Annotated in this window: 18 protein-coding genes; 13 read left to right on the forward strand and 5 right to left on the reverse strand. The window is 64.6% G+C overall.

The window, feature by feature from the left end; all coding sequences use genetic code 11:
• The first annotated feature begins 119 nt into the window (after positions 1–119).
• Positions 120–1,187, forward strand: coding sequence for a hypothetical protein (locus GYH34_RS11195; RefSeq protein WP_161913649.1), 1,068 nt, complete (start codon positions 120–122; stop codon positions 1,185–1,187).
• Between the two features lie 151 nt (positions 1,188–1,338).
• The gene (locus GYH34_RS11200) at positions 1,339–2,055 is read left to right on the forward strand and encodes a cell cycle transcriptional regulator TrcR (RefSeq protein WP_036290934.1); all 717 of its coding nucleotides are present in this window, start codon (positions 1,339–1,341) and stop codon (positions 2,053–2,055) included.
• Positions 2,056–2,283: 228 nt separating this feature from the next.
• On the opposite strand, the gene GYH34_RS21730 is transcribed toward GYH34_RS11200, so the two are convergent.
• Entirely contained in the window at positions 2,284–2,454 is a 171-nt protein-coding gene (locus tag GYH34_RS21730) for a hypothetical protein (RefSeq protein ID WP_018265471.1), read from the reverse strand.
• A gap of 295 nt (positions 2,455–2,749) precedes the next feature.
• Between GYH34_RS21730 and GYH34_RS11205 the strand changes: the two genes are divergently transcribed.
• The 5 genes from GYH34_RS11205 (at position 2,750) to GYH34_RS11225 (ending at position 8,019) form a co-directional block, all read left to right on the forward strand.
• Positions 2,750–4,558 (forward strand): ABC transporter transmembrane domain-containing protein, encoded by a 1,809-nt coding sequence (locus GYH34_RS11205; protein WP_174242397.1) that lies wholly within the window; start codon positions 2,750–2,752, stop codon positions 4,556–4,558.
• Between the two features lie 173 nt (positions 4,559–4,731).
• Positions 4,732–6,225: an IMP dehydrogenase gene (gene guaB / locus GYH34_RS11210; protein WP_161913651.1), complete on the forward strand. Its 1,494-nt coding sequence runs from the start codon at positions 4,732–4,734 to the stop codon at positions 6,223–6,225.
• A gap of 1 nt (position 6,226) precedes the next feature.
• A complete protein-coding gene (locus tag GYH34_RS11215; RefSeq protein ID WP_161913652.1) occupies positions 6,227–7,150 on the forward strand; it encodes a ketopantoate reductase family protein in 924 nt (307 codons plus the stop codon).
• Positions 7,151–7,217: 67 nt separating this feature from the next.
• Positions 7,218–7,601, forward strand: a complete 384-nt coding sequence (locus GYH34_RS11220; protein ID WP_161913653.1) for a hypothetical protein — start codon at positions 7,218–7,220, stop codon at positions 7,599–7,601.
• A 142-nt stretch (positions 7,602–7,743) separates the two neighbouring features.
• Complete coding sequence (locus GYH34_RS11225) at positions 7,744–8,019, forward strand: hypothetical protein (RefSeq protein WP_161913654.1); 276 nt, start codon at positions 7,744–7,746, stop codon at positions 8,017–8,019.
• Between the two features lie 10 nt (positions 8,020–8,029).
• Here the strand turns inward: GYH34_RS11225 and GYH34_RS11230 are convergent, their stop codons facing one another.
• The 4 genes from GYH34_RS11230 to GYH34_RS11245 are packed head-to-tail and all read right to left on the reverse strand — an operon-like array spanning position 8,030 to position 10,951.
• Positions 8,030–8,275 carry a hypothetical protein gene (locus tag GYH34_RS11230; protein ID WP_161913655.1) on the reverse strand — a complete coding sequence of 82 codons (246 nt, stop codon included), beginning with the start codon at positions 8,273–8,275 and terminating at the stop codon, positions 8,030–8,032.
• An 11-nt stretch (positions 8,276–8,286) separates the two neighbouring features.
• Positions 8,287–8,688, reverse strand: a complete 402-nt coding sequence (locus GYH34_RS11235) for a cytochrome C (RefSeq protein ID WP_161913656.1) — start codon at positions 8,686–8,688, stop codon at positions 8,287–8,289.
• 12 nt (positions 8,689–8,700) lie between these two features.
• The gene (locus tag GYH34_RS11240; RefSeq protein WP_161913657.1) at positions 8,701–9,774 is read right to left on the reverse strand and encodes a metallophosphoesterase; all 1,074 of its coding nucleotides are present in this window, start codon (positions 9,772–9,774) and stop codon (positions 8,701–8,703) included.
• A gap of 40 nt (positions 9,775–9,814) precedes the next feature.
• On the reverse strand, positions 9,815–10,951 hold the full coding sequence (locus tag GYH34_RS11245) for a cytochrome c peroxidase (RefSeq protein ID WP_161913658.1): 1,137 nt from the start codon (positions 10,949–10,951) through the stop codon (positions 9,815–9,817).
• A 41-nt stretch (positions 10,952–10,992) separates the two neighbouring features.
• Between GYH34_RS11245 and GYH34_RS11250 the strand changes: the two genes are divergently transcribed.
• From GYH34_RS11250 to amoB, 6 genes are all read left to right on the forward strand, one after another.
• Positions 10,993–11,235 (forward strand): hypothetical protein, encoded by a 243-nt coding sequence (locus GYH34_RS11250; RefSeq protein WP_161913659.1) that lies wholly within the window; start codon positions 10,993–10,995, stop codon positions 11,233–11,235.
• A 123-nt stretch (positions 11,236–11,358) separates the two neighbouring features.
• Positions 11,359–12,423: a cytochrome-c peroxidase gene (locus GYH34_RS11255; RefSeq protein WP_161913660.1), complete on the forward strand. Its 1,065-nt coding sequence runs from the start codon at positions 11,359–11,361 to the stop codon at positions 12,421–12,423.
• 199 nt (positions 12,424–12,622) lie between these two features.
• A complete protein-coding gene (acpA, locus tag GYH34_RS11260; RefSeq protein WP_244635056.1) occupies positions 12,623–14,029 on the forward strand; it encodes an acid phosphatase in 1,407 nt (468 codons plus the stop codon).
• 586 nt (positions 14,030–14,615) lie between these two features.
• Entirely contained in the window at positions 14,616–15,386 is a 771-nt protein-coding gene (gene amoC / locus GYH34_RS11265) for a bacterial ammonia monooxygenase, subunit AmoC (protein WP_161914985.1), read from the forward strand.
• 257 nt (positions 15,387–15,643) lie between these two features.
• Entirely contained in the window at positions 15,644–16,402 is a 759-nt protein-coding gene (gene amoA / locus GYH34_RS11270; protein WP_161913662.1) for a bacterial ammonia monooxygenase, subunit AmoA, read from the forward strand.
• Between the two features lie 159 nt (positions 16,403–16,561).
• Positions 16,562–17,857 carry a bacterial ammonia monooxygenase, subunit AmoB gene (gene amoB / locus GYH34_RS11275; protein ID WP_174242398.1) on the forward strand — a complete coding sequence of 432 codons (1,296 nt, stop codon included), beginning with the start codon at positions 16,562–16,564 and terminating at the stop codon, positions 17,855–17,857.
• The last annotated feature ends 359 nt before the right edge of the window (positions 17,858–18,216 follow it).

Genomic DNA, 18,216 nt, shown 5'->3' on the forward strand with positions numbered 1-18,216 from the left:
CCTTTCTAGGCGCTATGCAGGGGCGAATGCGGGGCGGAGCGGCTATAGTCCGGCGCGAGATGGCGCGGCCGAGGTCGTGTCCGGCCCCGAATGATTTTCTTGGACGGAAAGAATTCGTCATGGCCCGATCGAAATTCACCACCGACGATCTCGGCGCGGCCTTGGAGGCCGGCGTCATAGACGCCGACGCCCATCGGCGGCTCGCGCAATTCCTCGCCGAGCGCGGAAGCGCAGGGGAGGGCGCGCCGCGCTTCGATGTCGTCAATGTGCTCTGGTATATGGGCGCGCTCATCGTCATGGGCGCGATGAGCCTGTTCAGCACCACCGCCTTCGGCCTCTGGGGGCCGCGCGCGCTGATGATCACCTCGCTGGCCTATGGCGTCGGCTTCGCCGCCGCGGGCGGCTGGCTGTGGCGGCGGCGCGGGCTGCGCACGCCCGCCGGCCTGCTGGTGACATGCGCCGTCTCAATGGCGCCGCTCTTCGTCTTCGCGCTTCAGCTCTTCGGCGGTCATGATCCGACCGAATCCGTCCCCTATCACGACTTTTATGTCTGGGTGCGCGCGAGCTGGCTGCCCATGGAGCTGGGGACGATCGCCGCGGCGGTGCTGGCGCTGGCGTTTTTTCCTTTTCCTTTCCTCACGATGATAATCGCCTTCGCGCTGTGGTTCATGTCGATGGATCTGACGCCCTGGCTGGTCGGCAAGGAGGCCTTCACTTTCGAGCAGCGCGCCAATGTGAGCCTCGCTTTCGGCGCGCTCGTCATCGCCGCCGCCTGGCTCGTCGATCTGAAGCGCTGGCGCGCTGGAGACTTCGCCTTTTGGCTGCATCTTTCTGGACTTCTCGCCTTCTGGGGCGGGCTGACCGCGCAGCACAGCGGCGACGAGATCGGCAAGGCGCTCTATTGCGCGATCAATCTCGGGCTTCTCCTGCTGTCGCTGGTGCTGATGCGCCGCGCCTACGCCGTGTTCGGCGCCTTTGGCGTGACGCTCTATCTCGGTCATCTGGCGGCCGAGGTGTTCAAGGACTCGATTCTCTTTCCCTTCGTCCTCTCGGGGATCGGCGTCGCCGTCATCGCCGCCGGCCTGCTGTTCCATCGCCATGGGCCGCGGCTCGGCGCGGCGATCGGCGCGTCTCTGCCCGATTATGTGCGGGGATTGCGGCCCGCCCATGCGCGGGAAGGGGCCTGACGGGCTCCGAGCGGATCGGATCGGCGATTGCGCTTCGCCGGCGGCCAGTCTATATGGAGAACATCCCCCGCATGGTAATCCGTAAAAATCGCGGCTTCGGCCCCGCGGCGCGGGATCGGCTTATCTGGCGCATCTGAAGGAGAATCGATCGATGAGCACCGCTCCGCTCATGCCCAAGGCGACCGCCGTCTGGCTCGTCGAGAACACGTCGCTCGCCTTCGACCAGATCGCCGATTTCTGCAAGCTGCACCCGCTCGAGGTGAAGGGCATAGCCGATGGCGAGGTCGCGGCCGGCATTCGCGGGCTCGATCCCATCACTTCCGGCCAGCTCACCCGTGAGGAGATCGGCCGCGGCGAGCGCGACCCGGCTCATCGGCTGTCGCTGTCCGTCTCCAAGGTCAAGGTGCCGGAGGTCAAGCGCCAGCGCGGGCCGCGCTACACGCCGCTGTCGCGCCGCCAGGACCGGCCCAACGCGATTCTGTGGCTGGTGCGCAACCATCCCGAGCTGAAGGACGCGCAGGTCATGCGCCTCGTCGGCACCACCAAGAGCACGCTGAAGGCGGTGCGCGAGCGCACCCATTGGAATTCCGCTGCTCTCGCGCCGATGGACCCCGTGACCTTGGGCCTCTGCTCGCAGATCGATCTGGATTTCGAGGTCAATCGCGCCGCCAAGGATCGTCCCGCCGCGCTCGAGGAGCAGGGCCAGACGCTGCAGCCGGCCGAGATCACCACCGCGCCGCATCACGAGCCGACCACGACCGAGGATGTGTTCGGCAAGCGCCCGCCCGCGCCGCCCGTCGAGGAGGAAGATCATTTCGACGCCGATCGCGTCTTCGGCCGGATGAAGAACCTCGATTTCGACGATTGAGGGGGCGCGACAATCTGGCGCATTTACCGCAGGCGGCGCCCTGTGATTATGTGCGGACAGGTTCAGCCCCAGGCGGCTCGCGGACGAGCGTTCTGGAGGGTGGGCCAAAAAAGTAACGCCAGCGACTGGCGGTCGCCGGCGTTACATTGGGACGATTGGTCTGGGAGCTCGCGGACAGAGATCCCTGGCTTTGCGCCCGTTCAGGGGGATTAAGTCGGTCGATTCGGCTTATTTGAAATAGAAGCCGAGAATGCCGCCCGCGAGGGCGCCGACGACAGCAGCGGAAAGCGTGTTTGCGACGCCGCCGAGGCCCGCAGCGCCGAGCCCGCCGAGCAAAAGGGCGCCGACGCCCGCGAAGATGTAGACGGTGGTGTTGATCTCGAAGTCTTTTTCAGCCATCGATGTCACTCCTCTGGTTTCCAGAACGTCCCGCCTTATCGTTCATGCGGTGGCGGGTGCGTTCTTGCCCTTCTCTACGGGGCTGTCTTTTCGACGATGGTGAGCCTAACATAACCTTGTCGACTGTCCAGCGCGCTCGGAGCGCGCATTTCCGATTTTTGCGGCCTTTTTTTCCTCCTCGAGGCAAATCAAGCGCTTGGCGCGAGGCCTTCTGATACGGCCAAAATCTCGAAAAATGGCGCAGCGACGCGATGCGGCTTGGAATGTCCTCGCTCGCGCGCTTATATCCGCCCGCATGACAGCCGAATCCCCTTCACGCGACTTTCGCTCGCGGCTGCGCGCCTTCGACGCGCTGCGGCCGCTGTTTCCCTATGCCTATCGCTACAAGGGTCGAATCGCGCTCGCGCTGATCGCTCTCGGCGTGGCGGCGGTCTCCACGCTCACTCTGCCGCTCGCCGTGCGCGGCATGATCGATCACGGGTTTTCCTCGGACGACCCTTCCGCCGTGAACGCCTATTTCGGCGCTATGGTGGGCGTCGTCGCGATTCTCGCGCTCGCTTCGGGCACGCGCTATTATCTGGTGATGACGCTCGGCGAGCGAATCGTCGCCGATCTGCGCGACGATTTCTTTCGCCATCTCACCTCGCTCGACGCCGGCTTCTACGACCGGACGAAAACCGGCGAACTGACCTCGCGCCTCACCGCCGATACGACGCAGCTCAAATCCGTGTTCGGCTCGTCGGTGTCGATCGCATTGCGCAATCTCTTCATGTTCGCCGGCGCGATCGTGATGATGGTGCTGACGAGCCCCAAGCTCACCGGCGTCGCGCTGGCGGCCATTCCCTGCATCGTGCTGCCGCTCATCGCCTCCGGGCGGGTGATGCGGCGGCGCTCGCGCCATGCGCAGGACCGGCTGGCCGCGGCCAGCGCCTACGCCACGGAAAATCTCGCGGCCGTGCGCACCATGCAGGCCTGCAATGCGCAGCAAGTCGCAGCCGAGCGTTTCGGCGCCGCCGCGGAAGGCGCCTATACGGCCGCGCGCGACGCCACGCAGACGCGCGCCATCGTCACTTCGGTGACGATCTTTCTGGCCTTCGGAAGCGTCGTCGCAATGTTGTGGCTCGGCGCGCAGGATGTGCTGGCGGGCCGCATCACCACCGGCGTTCTCTCGCAATTCGTGCTCTACGCCGTGCTGGCGGCGAGCTCGCTCGGAGAATTGTCGCAGGTCTGGAGCGAGGTTTCCGCCGCCGCCGGCGCCGCCGGCCGCATCGGCGAGATTCTCTCCATAGAGCCCGCCGTCGCCGCGCCCGCCGATCCGCTCCATCTGCCGAAGCCTGTTCGCGGCGGCATCGCCTTCGATGATGTCGGCTTCTCTTATCCTTCGGGTTCGGGACGGGCGGCCTTGGATGGGCTGAGCTTTTCCGTCGCGCCGGGCGAGCGCATCGCCATCGTCGGCCCGTCCGGCGCCGGGAAATCGACAGTCTTCCAGCTGCTCGAGCGCTTCTACGATGTTTCGCGGGGGGCGATCACGATCGATGGCGTCGATCTTCGCGCGCTCGATCCGATCGAGCTGCGCAGCGCCATCGCGCTCGCGCCGCAGGACCCGATCGTCTTCGGCATGAGCGTCGCCGAGAACATCGCCTATGGCCGCGAGGGCGCCTCGCGCAGCGCGATCGTCGCGGCGGCGAAGCGCGCGCAGGCGGCGCAGTTCATCGAAGCGCTGCCGCAGGGCTATGACACGGAGATCGGCGAGCGCGGCGTCACGCTCTCCGGCGGCCAGCGCCAGCGCCTCGCCATAGCGCGCGCCATTCTCGCCGATGCGCCGATCCTGCTGCTCGACGAGGCGACCTCGGCGCTCGACGCGGAGAATGAGGCGCTGGTGAAAGAGGCGCTGCATGATGTGATGCGCGGTCGCACCACGCTCGTCATCGCCCATCGGCTGGCCACAGTGCTCGAAGCCACCCGCATTCTGGTGATGAGCGAGGGCCGCATCGTGGAGCAGGGGACTCATGCGAGCCTCGTCGCCGCGGGCGGCCTCTATGCGCGGCTGGCGCGGCTGCAATTCGAGACGGGCGCGGAGGCGGCGGCGCTGGAGATGGTCTGACGCCTTTTCCCCGGCTCGGATCGAGTTTTCCACCGCCGGCGCGCGCCGATTTTGCCTTCCGTCATATTGGTGCTATGAGCACGCGCCAACCCGGAAGACGGCCAAAGTCGCCGTCTCTTCGTCGTCCGGCCTCGAGCATGGCCGGATTTTGCGCCCCCGAGGGAGTTGGCTTCATGACATCCTACGCACGACCGCCGTTGCACGAGGCTCTGACCTTCGACGATGTGTTGCTGCGTCCGAGCCATTCGCTGGTGATGCCGTCGCAGGTCGACATTTCGACGCGGCTGACGCGCGACATAACGCTCAATCTGCCGATCATCTCCTCGGCCATGGACACGGTGACGGAGGCGCGCCTCGCCATCGCCATGGCTCAGGCCGGCGGATTGGGCGTCATCCACCAGAACCTTACTCCCGCCGCCCAGGCCGCCGAGGTGCGCAAGGTCAAGCGCTATGAGAGCGGCATGGTGGTCGATCCGATCACCATCTATCCCGACGAGACGCTCGCCGACGCTCTGTCGCTGATGGCGCGCTACGGCATTTCCGGCATTCCGGTGGTCGAGCGCGGCCATGGCGAGAGGCCCGGCAAGCTGGTCGGCATTCTGACCAATCGCGACGTGCGCTTCGCCGACAATATGCGTGAGCCAGTCGCCGAGCTGATGACCAAGCAGCTCATCACCGTGCGCGAGGGCGTCGATCAGGAGGAGGCGCGCCGCCTCCTGCATCATCACCGCATCGAGAAGCTGCTCGTCGTCGACGAGGATTATCACTGCGTCGGCCTCGTCACGGTGAAGGACATAGAGAAGGCGACGCTGCATCCGCACGCCGCCAAGGACGCCGAGGGGCGGCTGCGCGTCGCCGCCGCCGCCACGGTCGGCGATCGCGGCTATGAGCGCGCGCTGCAATTGATCGACGCGGGCGTCGATCTCATCGTCATCGACACGGCCCATGGCCATTCGCAGGCGGTGCTCGATCAGGTCGCCCGCATCAAGAAATTCTCCAACAAAGTCTCCATCGTCGCCGGCAATATTGCGACGCGCGAGGCGACCAAGGCGCTGATCGACGCCGGCGCCGACGCCGTGAAGGTCGGCATCGGTCCAGGCTCCATCTGCACGACGCGAATCGTGGCGGGCGTCGGCGTGCCGCAGCTCACGGCGATCATGGACGCCGCCGAGGAGGCGTTCAAAGCCGGCGTGCCGGTCATCGCCGATGGCGGCGTCAAATATTCCGGCGATCTCGCCAAGGCCATCGCCGCCGGCGCCTCGGTGGTGATGATCGGCTCGCTGCTCGCCGGCGCCGAGGAGGCTCCGGGCGAGGTGTTTCTCTATCAGGGCCGCTCCTTCAAATCCTACCGCGGCATGGGCTCCGTCGGCGCGATGGAGGCCGGCTCCGCCGCCCGCTATTTCCAGCAGGATGTGAAGGAGAGCCTGAAGCTGGTGCCGGAGGGCATAGAAGGCCGGGTGCCGTATCGCGGGCCGGTCGCGCCGATCCTCTATCAGCTTGCCGGCGGCTTGCGCGCCGCCATGGGCTATGTCGGCGCGCCGACTATTCCCGAGTTCCAGACCAAGGCGGAATTCGTGCGCATCACCAACGCCGGCCTGCGCGAGAGCCATGTCCATGACGTGACGATCACGCGCGAGAGCCCGAACTATCCGACCGGCGGCGCCTGACATGCGCGCGCTCGTTCTCGGCGCGGGAGCCGTCGGCGGCTATTTTGGCGGGCGGCTCGTCGAGGCGGGCGCGGATGTGACTTTTTTCGTGCGGGAGGCGCGTTCGCGCCTTCTCGCCGAGCGCGGGCTGCGGATCGAGAGCCCTTTGGGCGACATGAATCTCGCAGTGAAAGCCGTCTTCGAGCCGAAGGCGCTGACGCCTTTCGATCTCGTGATCCTCACTTGCAAGGCCTATGATCTCGACGAGTCCCTGGAGACGATCGCCGGCGCTGTCGGCCCGCGGACGGGCGTGCTGCCGCTCCTCAACGGCTTTGCCCATCTCGATCGCATCGCGACGCGCTTTCCTGAGGCGAATGTCTTCGGCGGCGTGGCCCAGATCAGCGCGACGCTCGCCGAGGACGGCGTCGTGCGTCACTTCGGCGAGCGCAACCGCCTGATATTCGGCGCGCGCGACGGCGGACCGGACGAGCGGCTCGCGGCGCTCGAGGCCATTTATGCGCGCACCTGCGTCGCGGCGACTTTCGTCGACGATATCGAGAGGCGGCTCTGGGACAAGTTCGTGCTGCTCGCGACGCTCGCGGGGATCACCTCGCTGATGCGCGCGAGCGTCGGAACCATTCTGGAGACGGTCTCGGGAGAGCGCCTCATCCGGCTTTTGCTCGCGGAATGCGAGAGCGTCGCGCGCGCGGAGGGCTGGACGCCGTCGCCCGAGCTGCCGGAACTCTTGTCTATATTGTTCGTGCGCGGCTCCGCTCTCAAAGCCTCCATGCTGCGCGACATCGAGCGGGGAGGGCGCACCGAGGGCGAGCATATCCTCGGCGACATGCTGGCGCGGGCGCAGCAGGCGAGGCTCGGGACGCCGGTGCTGGAGATCGCCGCGACGCATGTGCGGGCCTATGAGGCGAACCGGCGCGCCGCCGGCTGACGGCACGGATTTCGCGTAAATCTCGGCCTCTTCGGCGAAAGGCGCCGCAGACCGGGGATTTGAGACAATGAGCGATCCGAGCGCGAGCCTCGCCAAGGCGGAAGAGCAGGTGCTCGCCGCCGCGCGGCGCAATTTCGACAGCTTCTTCCGCTGGGTCGCCTTCCTCGATGAATCGATCAAAAAGGATATCGGGCCGAAATTCGGCGTCGAGCTGGCGCTGAAGGCGAGCGCCGTCGAGCAGAAGGTGATGGGCCTGCTCTTCGTCTCGCGCCCGCTGAAGGAGCCGCTGCCGCTGCCCTTCGAGATCGAGGGAAGCTCGATCCGCTTCGGCCATCCGAAATTCGAGCGCGACGACGAGGCGACCGGCGAGAAGACCACGCGCTACGACGTCTCCACTGTAGACGATGTGAATCGCATTCTGGGCGATGTGGTGCAGGACTTCATCGGCTGAGGACTTCATCGGCTGAGCCGGACGCGTCTGCGCTGAGCGGGTCAGGGCATGGCATGGCGATTGCTATTTAATTCTGAGACAAGCAATCAGACGGGTTCCCGGCCCTTTCACGGGGAACCCGGCCCTTTGTCGGAGATCGGACATGCTGCCGCAAGTCGTCCTGGTCGATGGCGTCCCCAGATGCGTTATTCGCCCGACCGATCAGAAAGCGCTCGACCGTTTCGTGCGCAATAGCAGGAAATGGCTTCAGGCCGGCAATGCCGAAGCCAAATGCACCTACCGCCCGGCCGATGACGCGGAGAGGGCGTTTTGGACGGACGCTTTCGAGCTGCACAAGGCCGCCGGCTCGGATGAGGAGAGCTTTTTCGGCATTCCCCTCGTCGGCGCAGCGGCAATGGTTGCGGCGCCGTCCGAATAGCGGAAAAGGATCAGTCGACGCTGCAGCGGATCGGGGCGGTCGGCTGCGCCGTCTCATTCGCCTGCGCAGCGGCCGCCATCAGGCAATTGGCGCAATCATGGCCCGCGCAGCCAGCGCAAGGGGAGGGCGCCGCCGCCTGAGCCGGGGCGGAGGCGCCTGGGAGATTCTGCGTATCGGCCGGCTGGTCGCCCACGGCGGCCGAGGCCGAGCCGGCGATCAGCAAAGCGGGCAGGGCGAGAGCAAAGCTTTTCCGCATGGCGAGTTTCCTCAATGCTGGCCGGGCGCGAGCTTCACGCCGCGCCGCTCGAAAGTAATGTAGGAGACGAGCGCCGTCATGCGCGGATCGTCCGGCGGAAGATTGGCGCCCTGCAGCGGATTGCGAATGCACCAATTCGCCATCTCGAACAGCTGCGCCACCTTGCCGAGCTGCTTCTGGAACTTCGGATAGGTCTCTGGGTGCGTGTTGGCGGCGTTGGGATGGCATTGCGCGCAGGCGACGCCATTGGTCCCGAGCGCGCCGCTCGTCCATAATTCGCGGCCCTTGGCGGCCACCTGCTCGAATTCCTTCTGATAGCGCTCGACATCTGTCTTGGTGAATTCATCGGCGCGCGCGGTCGTCGCGGCGAAGGCGGCGAGACCGAAAGCGAGAAGCAAGGTCGAGCGAAGCATGGCGAACTCCGATCAATAATGAGTTTGCGGCAGACGACGCTGCGTCGGCTCCTGATAGGCGACATCGACCGGATGGCCGGCCTTGTGGTCGAAGGCGACGGTGCGTTGGTCATTGTCCCAGAGCTGATAGCGCGCGGCGACGCGGCCCGAGCCTATGTCAATCAGCTGCCAGCCGGTGGCGTCGCGCTCGAAGAAAGGATCGGCGCGGTTCATCGGAATTGTGAGCACGGGCAGATGGCTCTCCGCCTGCGCATAGCTCTGCGGATAGGGCCAGGGCCAGGCAGTGGCCATCACCGAATTGAAGCTGATGGAGCCGATCTGATTGTACTGAATCTGGTGAACATGGCCGTAGATGACGTTCACGCTGTCGAAGGGCGCGAGCAGCGCCTGCACATCCTCGGCGTCGTCGGTCCAGAAATTCCAGCCCTTGTAGATCTTCTGCAGCGGCGAATGGGAGAAGACGACGATCGGCGTCTTCTTGTCCAGCTTGGCGAGATCATTGGCGAGCCATTTGCGCTGCTTGTCGCCGACCATGAAGGGCGAGCCGTTCGGATTGTCGAGCCCGGCCATCTCCAGCATGCGCTGCTCGGCCGTCGGCCAGCGATGGAAGGTCCATTGCTCGCTCGTCAAAATCGAGTTCAGCACGATGAAATGCACGCCCTTATGGTCGAAGCTGTAATAATGCGGGCCGTAGAGCTTGCTCCAATAATCGCCGAGGTCGAGATAATAGTCGTGCTCGCCCATGACGGCGTGAAGCTTGCCTTTCAGCTTGGAGAGAATCTCGGCGCCGTGGTCCAGCTCCTCGCGTTTGCCGAGCTGGGCGAGATCGCCGCCGAAGATGACGAAATCCGATTCCGGCTTCACCAGATTGGCCTCGGCGACGGCGCGCTTCAGCCCCTGATCCCAATTGCGCACGAAGCTCGCGCCCTTGATCTGCTGAATATGCGCGTCGGAAATATAGGTGAAGGTGAAATCCTCGCGCTCCCCGCCGAAGGCGAGCGTGACCATGCTGATCGGCAGAGTGGTCAGCGCCGCGCCGGCGCCGGCTCCCGCCAGCACGCTGCGCCTGGTGACGAATTCGCTCATCTGCTCCGCTCCCTTGTCGTGACCGCGTGGCGCGGCGCGCTCATCTCGTTTTGGCGCCGAAATAGGCCGGCGTGGTGAGCGTTTCCATGAAGGCGACGAGATCGTCCATCTGCTGCTCGGAGAGATTGAGAGGACGAATGCCGCCGGAGAGATAGTCGTTGACCTGCGCCGGATCGCCCTCGCTGCGTCCGCCATTATTATAGTGCTTGACGACATCCTTCAGAGTCTTGAGCGAGCCGTCGTGCATATAGGGCGCTGTCACCGCGACATTGCGCAGGGTGGGCGTCTTGAAGGCGCCGATCACATCGAACTGATCGGTGACGGCGAAACGGCCGAGCTCCGAGGTCTTGGGGTCGGTGAGCACGGCCTTGTCGACATCGACGCCTTTCGACTTGGCGTTGAGAAATTCCGCCGAGAGGCGCGGAACGTCGAACTGCGCGCGATTGATGCCGACGCCGATATTGTGGAAGCGATTATCGGTGAACAGCGCCTGATTCTGCTCGATCACATGGCAGGAGACGCAGCGTCCCTGGCCGACGAAAACCTCGAAGCCGCGCTTGGCGGCCTCCGATATCGCAGTCTCCTCATTGCCGAAGCGCCAGCGGTCGAAAGGCGATTCGCCGGAAATGATCGTGCGCTCATAGGCGGCGATGGCCTTCTTCACCTCCTCCATCGTCACGCCGTCGCCGGTCTTGCCGAAGGCCTTCTTGAACAGCTCGACATAGAAGGGATCGGACCGCGCGATGAGCAGAATCGGCTCATGCGTCGGCAGTCCCATCTCGACGGGATTGAGGAAGGGATGCTGCGATTGATCCTCGAGCGTAGGCGAGCGCCCATCCCAGAAGAACGAGGTGAAATAGGCGGCGTTTATCACCGTCGGGGCGTTGCGCGTCCCCGTCTTCTTGCCGACGCCCTCGGATGTGCGCAGCGGGCTGTCGGTGAAGGCGTGGTCGTCCTTGTGGCAGGTGGCGCAGGCGACCGAGCCGTCCGAGGAGAAACGCAGATCGTGGAAAAGCCGATTGCCCAGCGCGATCTTGTCCGCCGTCTGCGGATTGTCCTGCGGGATCGTCAGCGGGGGAAGCCCCAGCGGCTCGGCGAGACCCGCTCCCGCGAAACAGAGCTCCGAAAGGCTGAGCATTGCCGCGAGCGTCGTCGCGGCGCGCTTGCGCACGGCCATGTCTTCCTCCCCGCCGCGCCTGTCGGATCGGAGCCGCTTCTTTGCTCGGCGCGATGGTTGTGATCCTGCCTGGAATTTCTCTCGTCGGCAAGGCGTCTTGCGGCCGAAGCCATGTTTTTGTCGCCGATGGCACGCTTTTTGTCTTGGCCTTTGCCAGTAACATCGGCTGTGCGGCGCAACAATTATTGCCCTTGCCGATTTTGAGAAAATTATCTGAGCGCCAGAGGGCGTCATCAATTCGACATGACCGGAAAAATCGTCGAGCTATAGTTGTAATTACATGATTTCTCCCATTTTGGCGCATTATCGCCTTTGCCCGTGAGCCCAGCTTGTGGTAGGCGGGCGGCGGTTCGGGCCGCGGCTGTTCGCAGCGCAAGCTCGATCCCCATCGGAGGAGCCCTGGGAAAATGTCACGAGCATTCATCGCCGCGCTGAGCGCGCTGGCGCTGGTCCCTTTCGCCGCGGTCGCTGGCGATCTGCGGTCGGACGCCAACGCCGTCTTCAAGCCGATCACCCCGGCCGCGGCCGCAAAGGCGGTCAAGAACAACGAACTCACCCCTGCCAAGATCGAGCTCGGCAAGCAGCTGTTCTTCGATCCGCGCATATCCTCGAGCCAGCTCATCAGCTGCAACTCGTGCCATAATCTGAGCCTCGGCGGCGTCGACGCCGGCTCCACCTCCATCGGCCATGGCTGGCAGAAGGGTCCGCGCCGCGCGCCGACCGTTCTCAACGCCGTGTTCAACGTCGCCCAGTTCTGGGACGGCCGCGCCGAGGATCTGAAGGCGCAGGCCAAGGGCCCGGTGCAGGCCGGCGTGGAGATGAACAACACGCCCGCCAATGTCGAGGCGACGCTGAACAGCATTCCGGGCTATGTCGCTTCCTTCCAGAAAGCCTTCCCCGGCGACAATAAGGCCGCCAACTTCGACAATTTCGCCAAGGCGATCGAGGCCTTCGAATCGACTCTGGTGACGCCCAATTCGCGCCTGGACAAATTCCTCGGCGGCGACGAGGCGGCGCTGGACGCGACGCAGAAGAAGGGCCTGCGCCTCTTCATGGACAAGGGGTGTAGCGGCTGCCACGACGGCGTGAATGTCGGCGGCGGCAATTACACGCAATTCGGCGCGGTGGTGAAGCCGGCGGCGGCTATACTGCCGGAAGCGGACAAGGGCCGTTTCGCCGTCACCAAGAGCCCGGCGGACGTCTTCTCCTTCCGCGTCGCGCCGCTGCGCAATGTCGCGCTGCGGGCTCCCTACTTCCACACCGGCCAGGTGTGGACGCTGGAGGAGGCGGTCAATGTCATGGCGAAGTCGCAGCTCGGCCTCGAGCTGGCGCCGGACGAGACCACGGCCATCGTCGCCTTCCTCGGCGCGCTGACCGGCGATCAGCCCAAGGTCGAATATCCCGTCCTGCCGGGGCGCACCAATGCGACGCCTCAGCCGCAGCAGGAGATCGCCGCGAAGCACGCTCACTGAGCCGCTTTTCGCGCCGTCGATCCCAGAGCCTCCGCGCATCACTGCGCGGAGGCTTTTTCTATGGCTCGCGACATTCTACCTTCGCCCCTCTCGCCTTCGACGAGGCTATTGCGACTGGAGCCGCGCCATGGATCTCCCACGAATTTGGACGCACGCACGAATTTCGGCCCGCTCGCGCATTTTTGCCGGAGCGTCGGTCTTGTCGCTGCTCTGCGGTCTCGTCGGCCCCGCGTTGGCGGAGGCGCGGAACCCTTTCTCCGCCATCGGCCATATCGTCGTGATCTACACGGAGAATCGCAGCTTCGATAATGTCTTCGGCCTCTATCCCGGCGCCGATGGGCTCGGCATAGGCGCGGATCGCTTCGTCCAGGTCGATGTCGACGGCAAGCCTTTCGGCGAGTTGCCGCCGATCCGCGGCGAGAAGGGCGTCGACACCCGCTTTCCCGCCATTCTTCCCAATGCGCCTTTCGCGATCGACGCGTTTCTGCCCAATGCGGAGAAGACGCCCGATCTGACGCATGATTTCTTCCAGGAGAAGGAGCAGATCGACGGCGGCAAGATGGATCGTTTCGCCGCCGTTTCCGGCGCCGGCGGCTTGGTGATGGGCTATTACGACGGCCGCTCGCTGGCGCAATGGCGCCTCGCGCAGGAGTTCACGCTCGCCGATCATTTCTTCCACGGCTTCTTCGGCGGCTCCTTCGTCAATCACATGTTCCTCGTCTGCGGCTGCGCGCCGACATTTCCCTCGGCGCCGCCGTCGCTGATCGCCGAGGTCGACGAGACGACCGGGCTTCTCGCCCGCGCCGACGACTCGCCGAAGAGCGCTCGCATCGGCCCGCCGCGCTACAAAAAATCCGGGCCGGTGACCAGAGACGGCTTCGTGGTCGGCACGATGCAGCCGCCGACCCCGCTCTCGCCGCTCGAAGCGCCGTCCGGCGTCGGCCTGCCGCCGCAAATGCAGCCGACGATCGGCGATCGCCTCTCCGAAAAGGGCGTCTCATGGGCATGGTACGCCGGCGGCTGGAACGACATGCGGGCCGGGCGCATCCGCCAGCGCGAGGCACCGGAATTCTTCCAGACGCATCACCAGCCTTTCGTCTATTTCGCCAATTTCGGACCCGGAACGCCCGCGCGCGAGCAGCATTTGAAGGACGCCGATGATTTCTTCGCGGCGGCGGAGGCGGGGACGCTGCCCGCCGTGTCCTTCTACAAGCCGGTCGGCAAGTTCAACGAGCATCCCCATTACGCCGATCTGAAGACCGGCGACGCGCATCTCGCCGATGTCATCGCGCGGCTGCGACGCAGCCCCAATTGGACGGACATGCTGGTCATCGTCACCGCGGACGAGAATGGCGGCGCCTGGGATCATGTCGCGCCGCCGCAAATCGACCGCTTCGGCCCCGGAACGCGCGTGCCCACGCTGATCCTTTCGCCCTTTGCGAAAAAGGGCTTCGTCGACCACACGACCTATGACACGGCGTCGATTCTGGCGACGATCGAGACGCGCTTCGGATTGGAGCCGCTCACCGCGCGCGACAAAGGCGCCGCCGACCTGCGCAATGCGCTGGATACTGTGGCTCGAGAGCCGGCGAGAGCCGCCCGCTGACCGGCGCCGCGCCGCGGCTCAAGTCATTCTGTCACAGCCCGGGTGGGGAGGGCTACCAGAGGCCGAGGCGCCTGATCTATGGGCGCGGTCAAAATATCTAAGCACTGAATTCAATGGATTTATGAGTGGAGCATCGGGCGCCTGCGACAAAAGACGCGGGTGGGAGCGCCCGAAAGTGCGGCGCCACATAAACCACCTGATAGCGTGCTGTATACCATTCTATAGATTATTTTGACCTACCTCATTGGATATTGTCATTACGAGGCGGAACGGAAATGGTTGCGGCTCGCCGAACGAGGGCGTTTTGGATGTTTTGGCGCTGGGAGGCGCCGGGGGGTCTGGGGCTTTCGTTTCGCGCGGCGGTTTCGAGAAAATTCGTCTCCGAGCAAAGAAGAAGAATGCCGTCGGCGTGTCCTTTCACGAGGGGTCGCTGGGCGGTGAAGCGGGAGGTCGGGACGGCGGCTCGTCGAGCACGAGGCCGCAGCGGCGACATCAACCGTTGGAGACGAAGGCGCGTGCCGAGCAGGGAGGCGGGACGCGGCGAGATCGCTTCGAGAATCCCTGGGAGCACTTAGGAGGAATTGAGATGAGCGTTACGACAGAGACATCGGCCGGCGCAGCCGCCGGCTCCGATGCCATCGTGGACCTGAAGGGCATGTGGATCGGCATCGCCGGTCTGAACATTTTCTACCTCTTCATCCGCATCTATGAGCAGATCTTCGGCTGGCGCGCGGGCCTCGACTCGTTCGCTCCCGAGTTCCAGACCTATTGGCTGACGATGCTGTGGACGGAAATTCCGCTGGAGCTCGTGGCCGGTCTCGGCCTCGCCGGCTATCTGTGGAAGACGCGCGACCGCAATGTCGACGCGGTTTCTCCGCGTGAGGAGCTTCGCCGTCACGTCGTGCTGCTGCAGTGGCTGACGGTCTACTCGGTGGCCATCTACTGGGGCGCGAGCTTCTTCACGGAGCAGGACGGCACCTGGCACATGACGGTGATTCGCGACACGGACTTCACGCCGTCGCACATCATCGAGTTCTATCTGAGCTACCCGATCTACTCGATCATGGGCGTTGGCTCGTTCTTCTACGCCAAGACCCGCATTCCGTTCTTCGCGCACGGCTATTCGCTGGCGTTCCTGATCGTGGCCATCGGCCCGTTCATGATCATCCCGAACGTCGGCCTGAACGAGTGGGGCCACACCTTCTGGTTCATGGAAGAGCTGTTCGTCGCTCCGCTGCATTGGGGCTTCGTGTTCTTCGGCTGGATGGCGCTCGGCGTGTTCGGCGTGGTCCTGCAGATCCTGGCCGGCGTGAAGCGCCTGCTGGGCAAGGACGGCGTCGCGGCGCTGATCGGCTGATAGCAGCCTGAACTCTCGGCCGCCCGCTCTGGCGGACGGCCGCCTCCGGCGAAAGAATTTTCCGAATGCTCTCGGAACGAAGGCTTCGTCCGAACGGCCGCGCGTCGGCGGTTCGGGCGGGGTTTCGGGGGCGCGGGAAAGGAATGGGGCCGGGGTGACGCATTAGCTCAAGGACAATCCGGCGCGAGAGAGCCGGAGGCAGGTCTCGAGACGCCGGCGCGAAGACGCCGGGCGGACAGACACCAAGGAGAAGAGTGATGTCTACATCGAAGAGCGGGGGGGCAATCGGGCCTTTCCATTCTGTCGCGGAAGCGGCGGGATGCGTTAAGACCTCCGATTGGCTGATTCTGACGCTGCTGTTTCTGGCAGTGCTGGGCGGCTATCATATTCACTTCATGCTGACGGCCGGCGACTGGGACTTCTGGGTCGACTGGAAAGACCGTCGTATGTGGCCGACGGTCATCCCGATCCTGGGCGTGACCTTCGCGGCTGCGGCTCAGGCGTTCCTGTGGGAGAACTTCCGTCTCCCGTTCGGCGCGACCTTCGCGGTTCTGGGTCTGCTCATCGGCGAGTGGATCAATCGCTACGTGAACTTCTGGGGCTGGACCTACTTCCCGATCAGCCTGGTGTTCCCGTCGGCTCTGGTCGTTCCGGCTCTGTGGCTGGACGTGATCCTGCTGCTGTCGGGCTCCTATGTGATCACGGCCGTGGTCGGCGCCCTTGGCTGGGGTCTGCTGTTCTACCCGAACAACTGGCCGGCGATCGCCGCCTTCCACCAGGCGACCGAGCAGCATGGTCAGCTGATGTCTCTGGCTGATCTGATCGGCCTCCACTTCGTCCGCACCTCGATGCCGGAATACATCCGCATGGTCGAGCGCGGCACGCTGCGCACCTTCGGTAAGGACGTCGTGCCGGTGGCCGCGTTCTTCTCGGGCTTCGTGTCGATGCTCGTGTACTTCCTGTGGTGGTTCGTCGGTAAGTGGTATTCGACCACCAAGGTGATCAGCAAGATCTGATCTGCCGCAAGGCGACGGATCGCGATCCCTCACGCGAGGAGGGGCGGCTTCGAAGGGCTCCTCAGAAGAGAGTCCGGGACAGAGCCGCTCCGGCAAGGACGACAGCGGACGAACGGCCCGACGGGCCGGTCCGCGAAGAGAAACTTGGGAGGTTGTTCCATGAAACTGTTGGAGAGAATGGCCGTGCTGGCGACGGGACGCGTCGCTCGGCTCTTCGGCCTGGGCATGGCGGCTGCGGTCGCCGCGACGATGGGCTCCGTCGCTCCGGCGTCGGCGCACGGCGAGAAGTCGCAGCAGGCGTTTCTGCGCATGCGCACGCTGAACTGGTATGACGTGAAGTGGTCGAAGACCTCGCTGAACGTCAACGAGTCGATGGTGCTTTCGGGCAAGGTGCACGTGTTCTCGGCTTGGCCGCAGGCCGTGGCGAACCCGAAGTCGTCGTTCCTGAACGCCGGCGAGCCCGGCCCGGTTCTGGTGCGCACGGCTCAGTTCATCGGCGAGCAGTTCGCTCCGCGTTCGGTTTCGCTCGAGGTGGGCAAGGACTACGCCTTCTCGATCGAGCTGAAGGCTCGCCGCGCCGGCCGCTGGCACGTCCATGCGCAGATCAACGTCGAAGGCGGCGGCCCGATCATCGGACCCGGCCAGTGGATCGAGATCAAGGGCGACATGGCCGACTTCAAGGACCCGGTCACGCTGCTGGACGGCACGACCGTGGACCTCGAGACCTACGGCATCGACCGCATCTATGCCTGGCACTTCCCGTGGATGATCGCGGCCGCGGCCTGGATCCTCTACTGGTTCTTCAAGAAGGGCATCATCGCTTCCTACCTGCGCGTCAGCGAAGGCAAGGAAGACGAGCAGATCGGTGACGACGACCGTCGCGTCGGCGCTATCGTTCTTGCGGTGACGATCCTGGCGACGATCATCGGCTACGCTGTCACCAACAGCACCTTCCCGCGCACGATCCCGCTTCAGGCCGGCTTGCAGAAGCCGCTGACGCCGATCACCGAGGAAGGCACTGTGGGCGTCGGCACGAAGATCGTGACGGCGGACCTCAAGGGCGGCGTCTACAAGGTGCCGGGCCGCGAGCTGACCGTTCAGGTGAAGATCACGAACCACACGGACGAGCCGCTGAAGCTCGGCGAGTATACGGCGGCGGGTCTCCGCTTCCTGAACCCCGACGTGTTCACGACGAAGCCGGAGTTCCCCGACTATCTGCTGGCGGACCGCGGTCTGTCGACGGATCCGACGCCGATCGCGCCGGGTGAGACGAAGACGATCGAGATCAAGGTGCAGGACGCGCGTTGGGACATCGAGCGTCTCTCCGACCTCGCCTATGACACGGACAGCCAGATCGGCGGTCTGCTGTTCTTCTTCGGCCCGTCGGGCAAGCGCTACGCCACCGAGATCGGCGGCCCGGTCATTCCGAAGTTCGTCGCCGGCGACATGCCCTGATCGAACTCTCTGAAGGCTGAAAATACAGCCGGCCGGGCCTCGCGCCCGGCCGGTTTTTCTTTTGCGGCCTCGCCCTTCTTCTTCAATGCCCCCGCGACGGACTCGCTGCCGGAGCGAGAAGTCGGCAATTATATCGGACTGCGATATATGCGGCGTTTGGACGCAGGAGAAATTGTCGCGTCTGCGCCCGAACGCGCATAGAATTTATGCTCAGAGTCTCACTCCGGCGGCGGCCTCGCAGAAGCGCTCATCGCCGTTGCGATCGACGAAATAGCGATTTCAAATCGATTCCTTTTTGCACTAAGAAAATCGGGCCGAGCGAGGGCGAGGCGATCTCGCTCTCTCGAGAGCTCGAACCA

This window comes from Methylosinus sp. C49, from assembly GCF_009936375.1.
In the GTDB taxonomy this organism is placed as follows: Bacteria; Pseudomonadota; Alphaproteobacteria; order Rhizobiales; family Beijerinckiaceae; genus Methylosinus.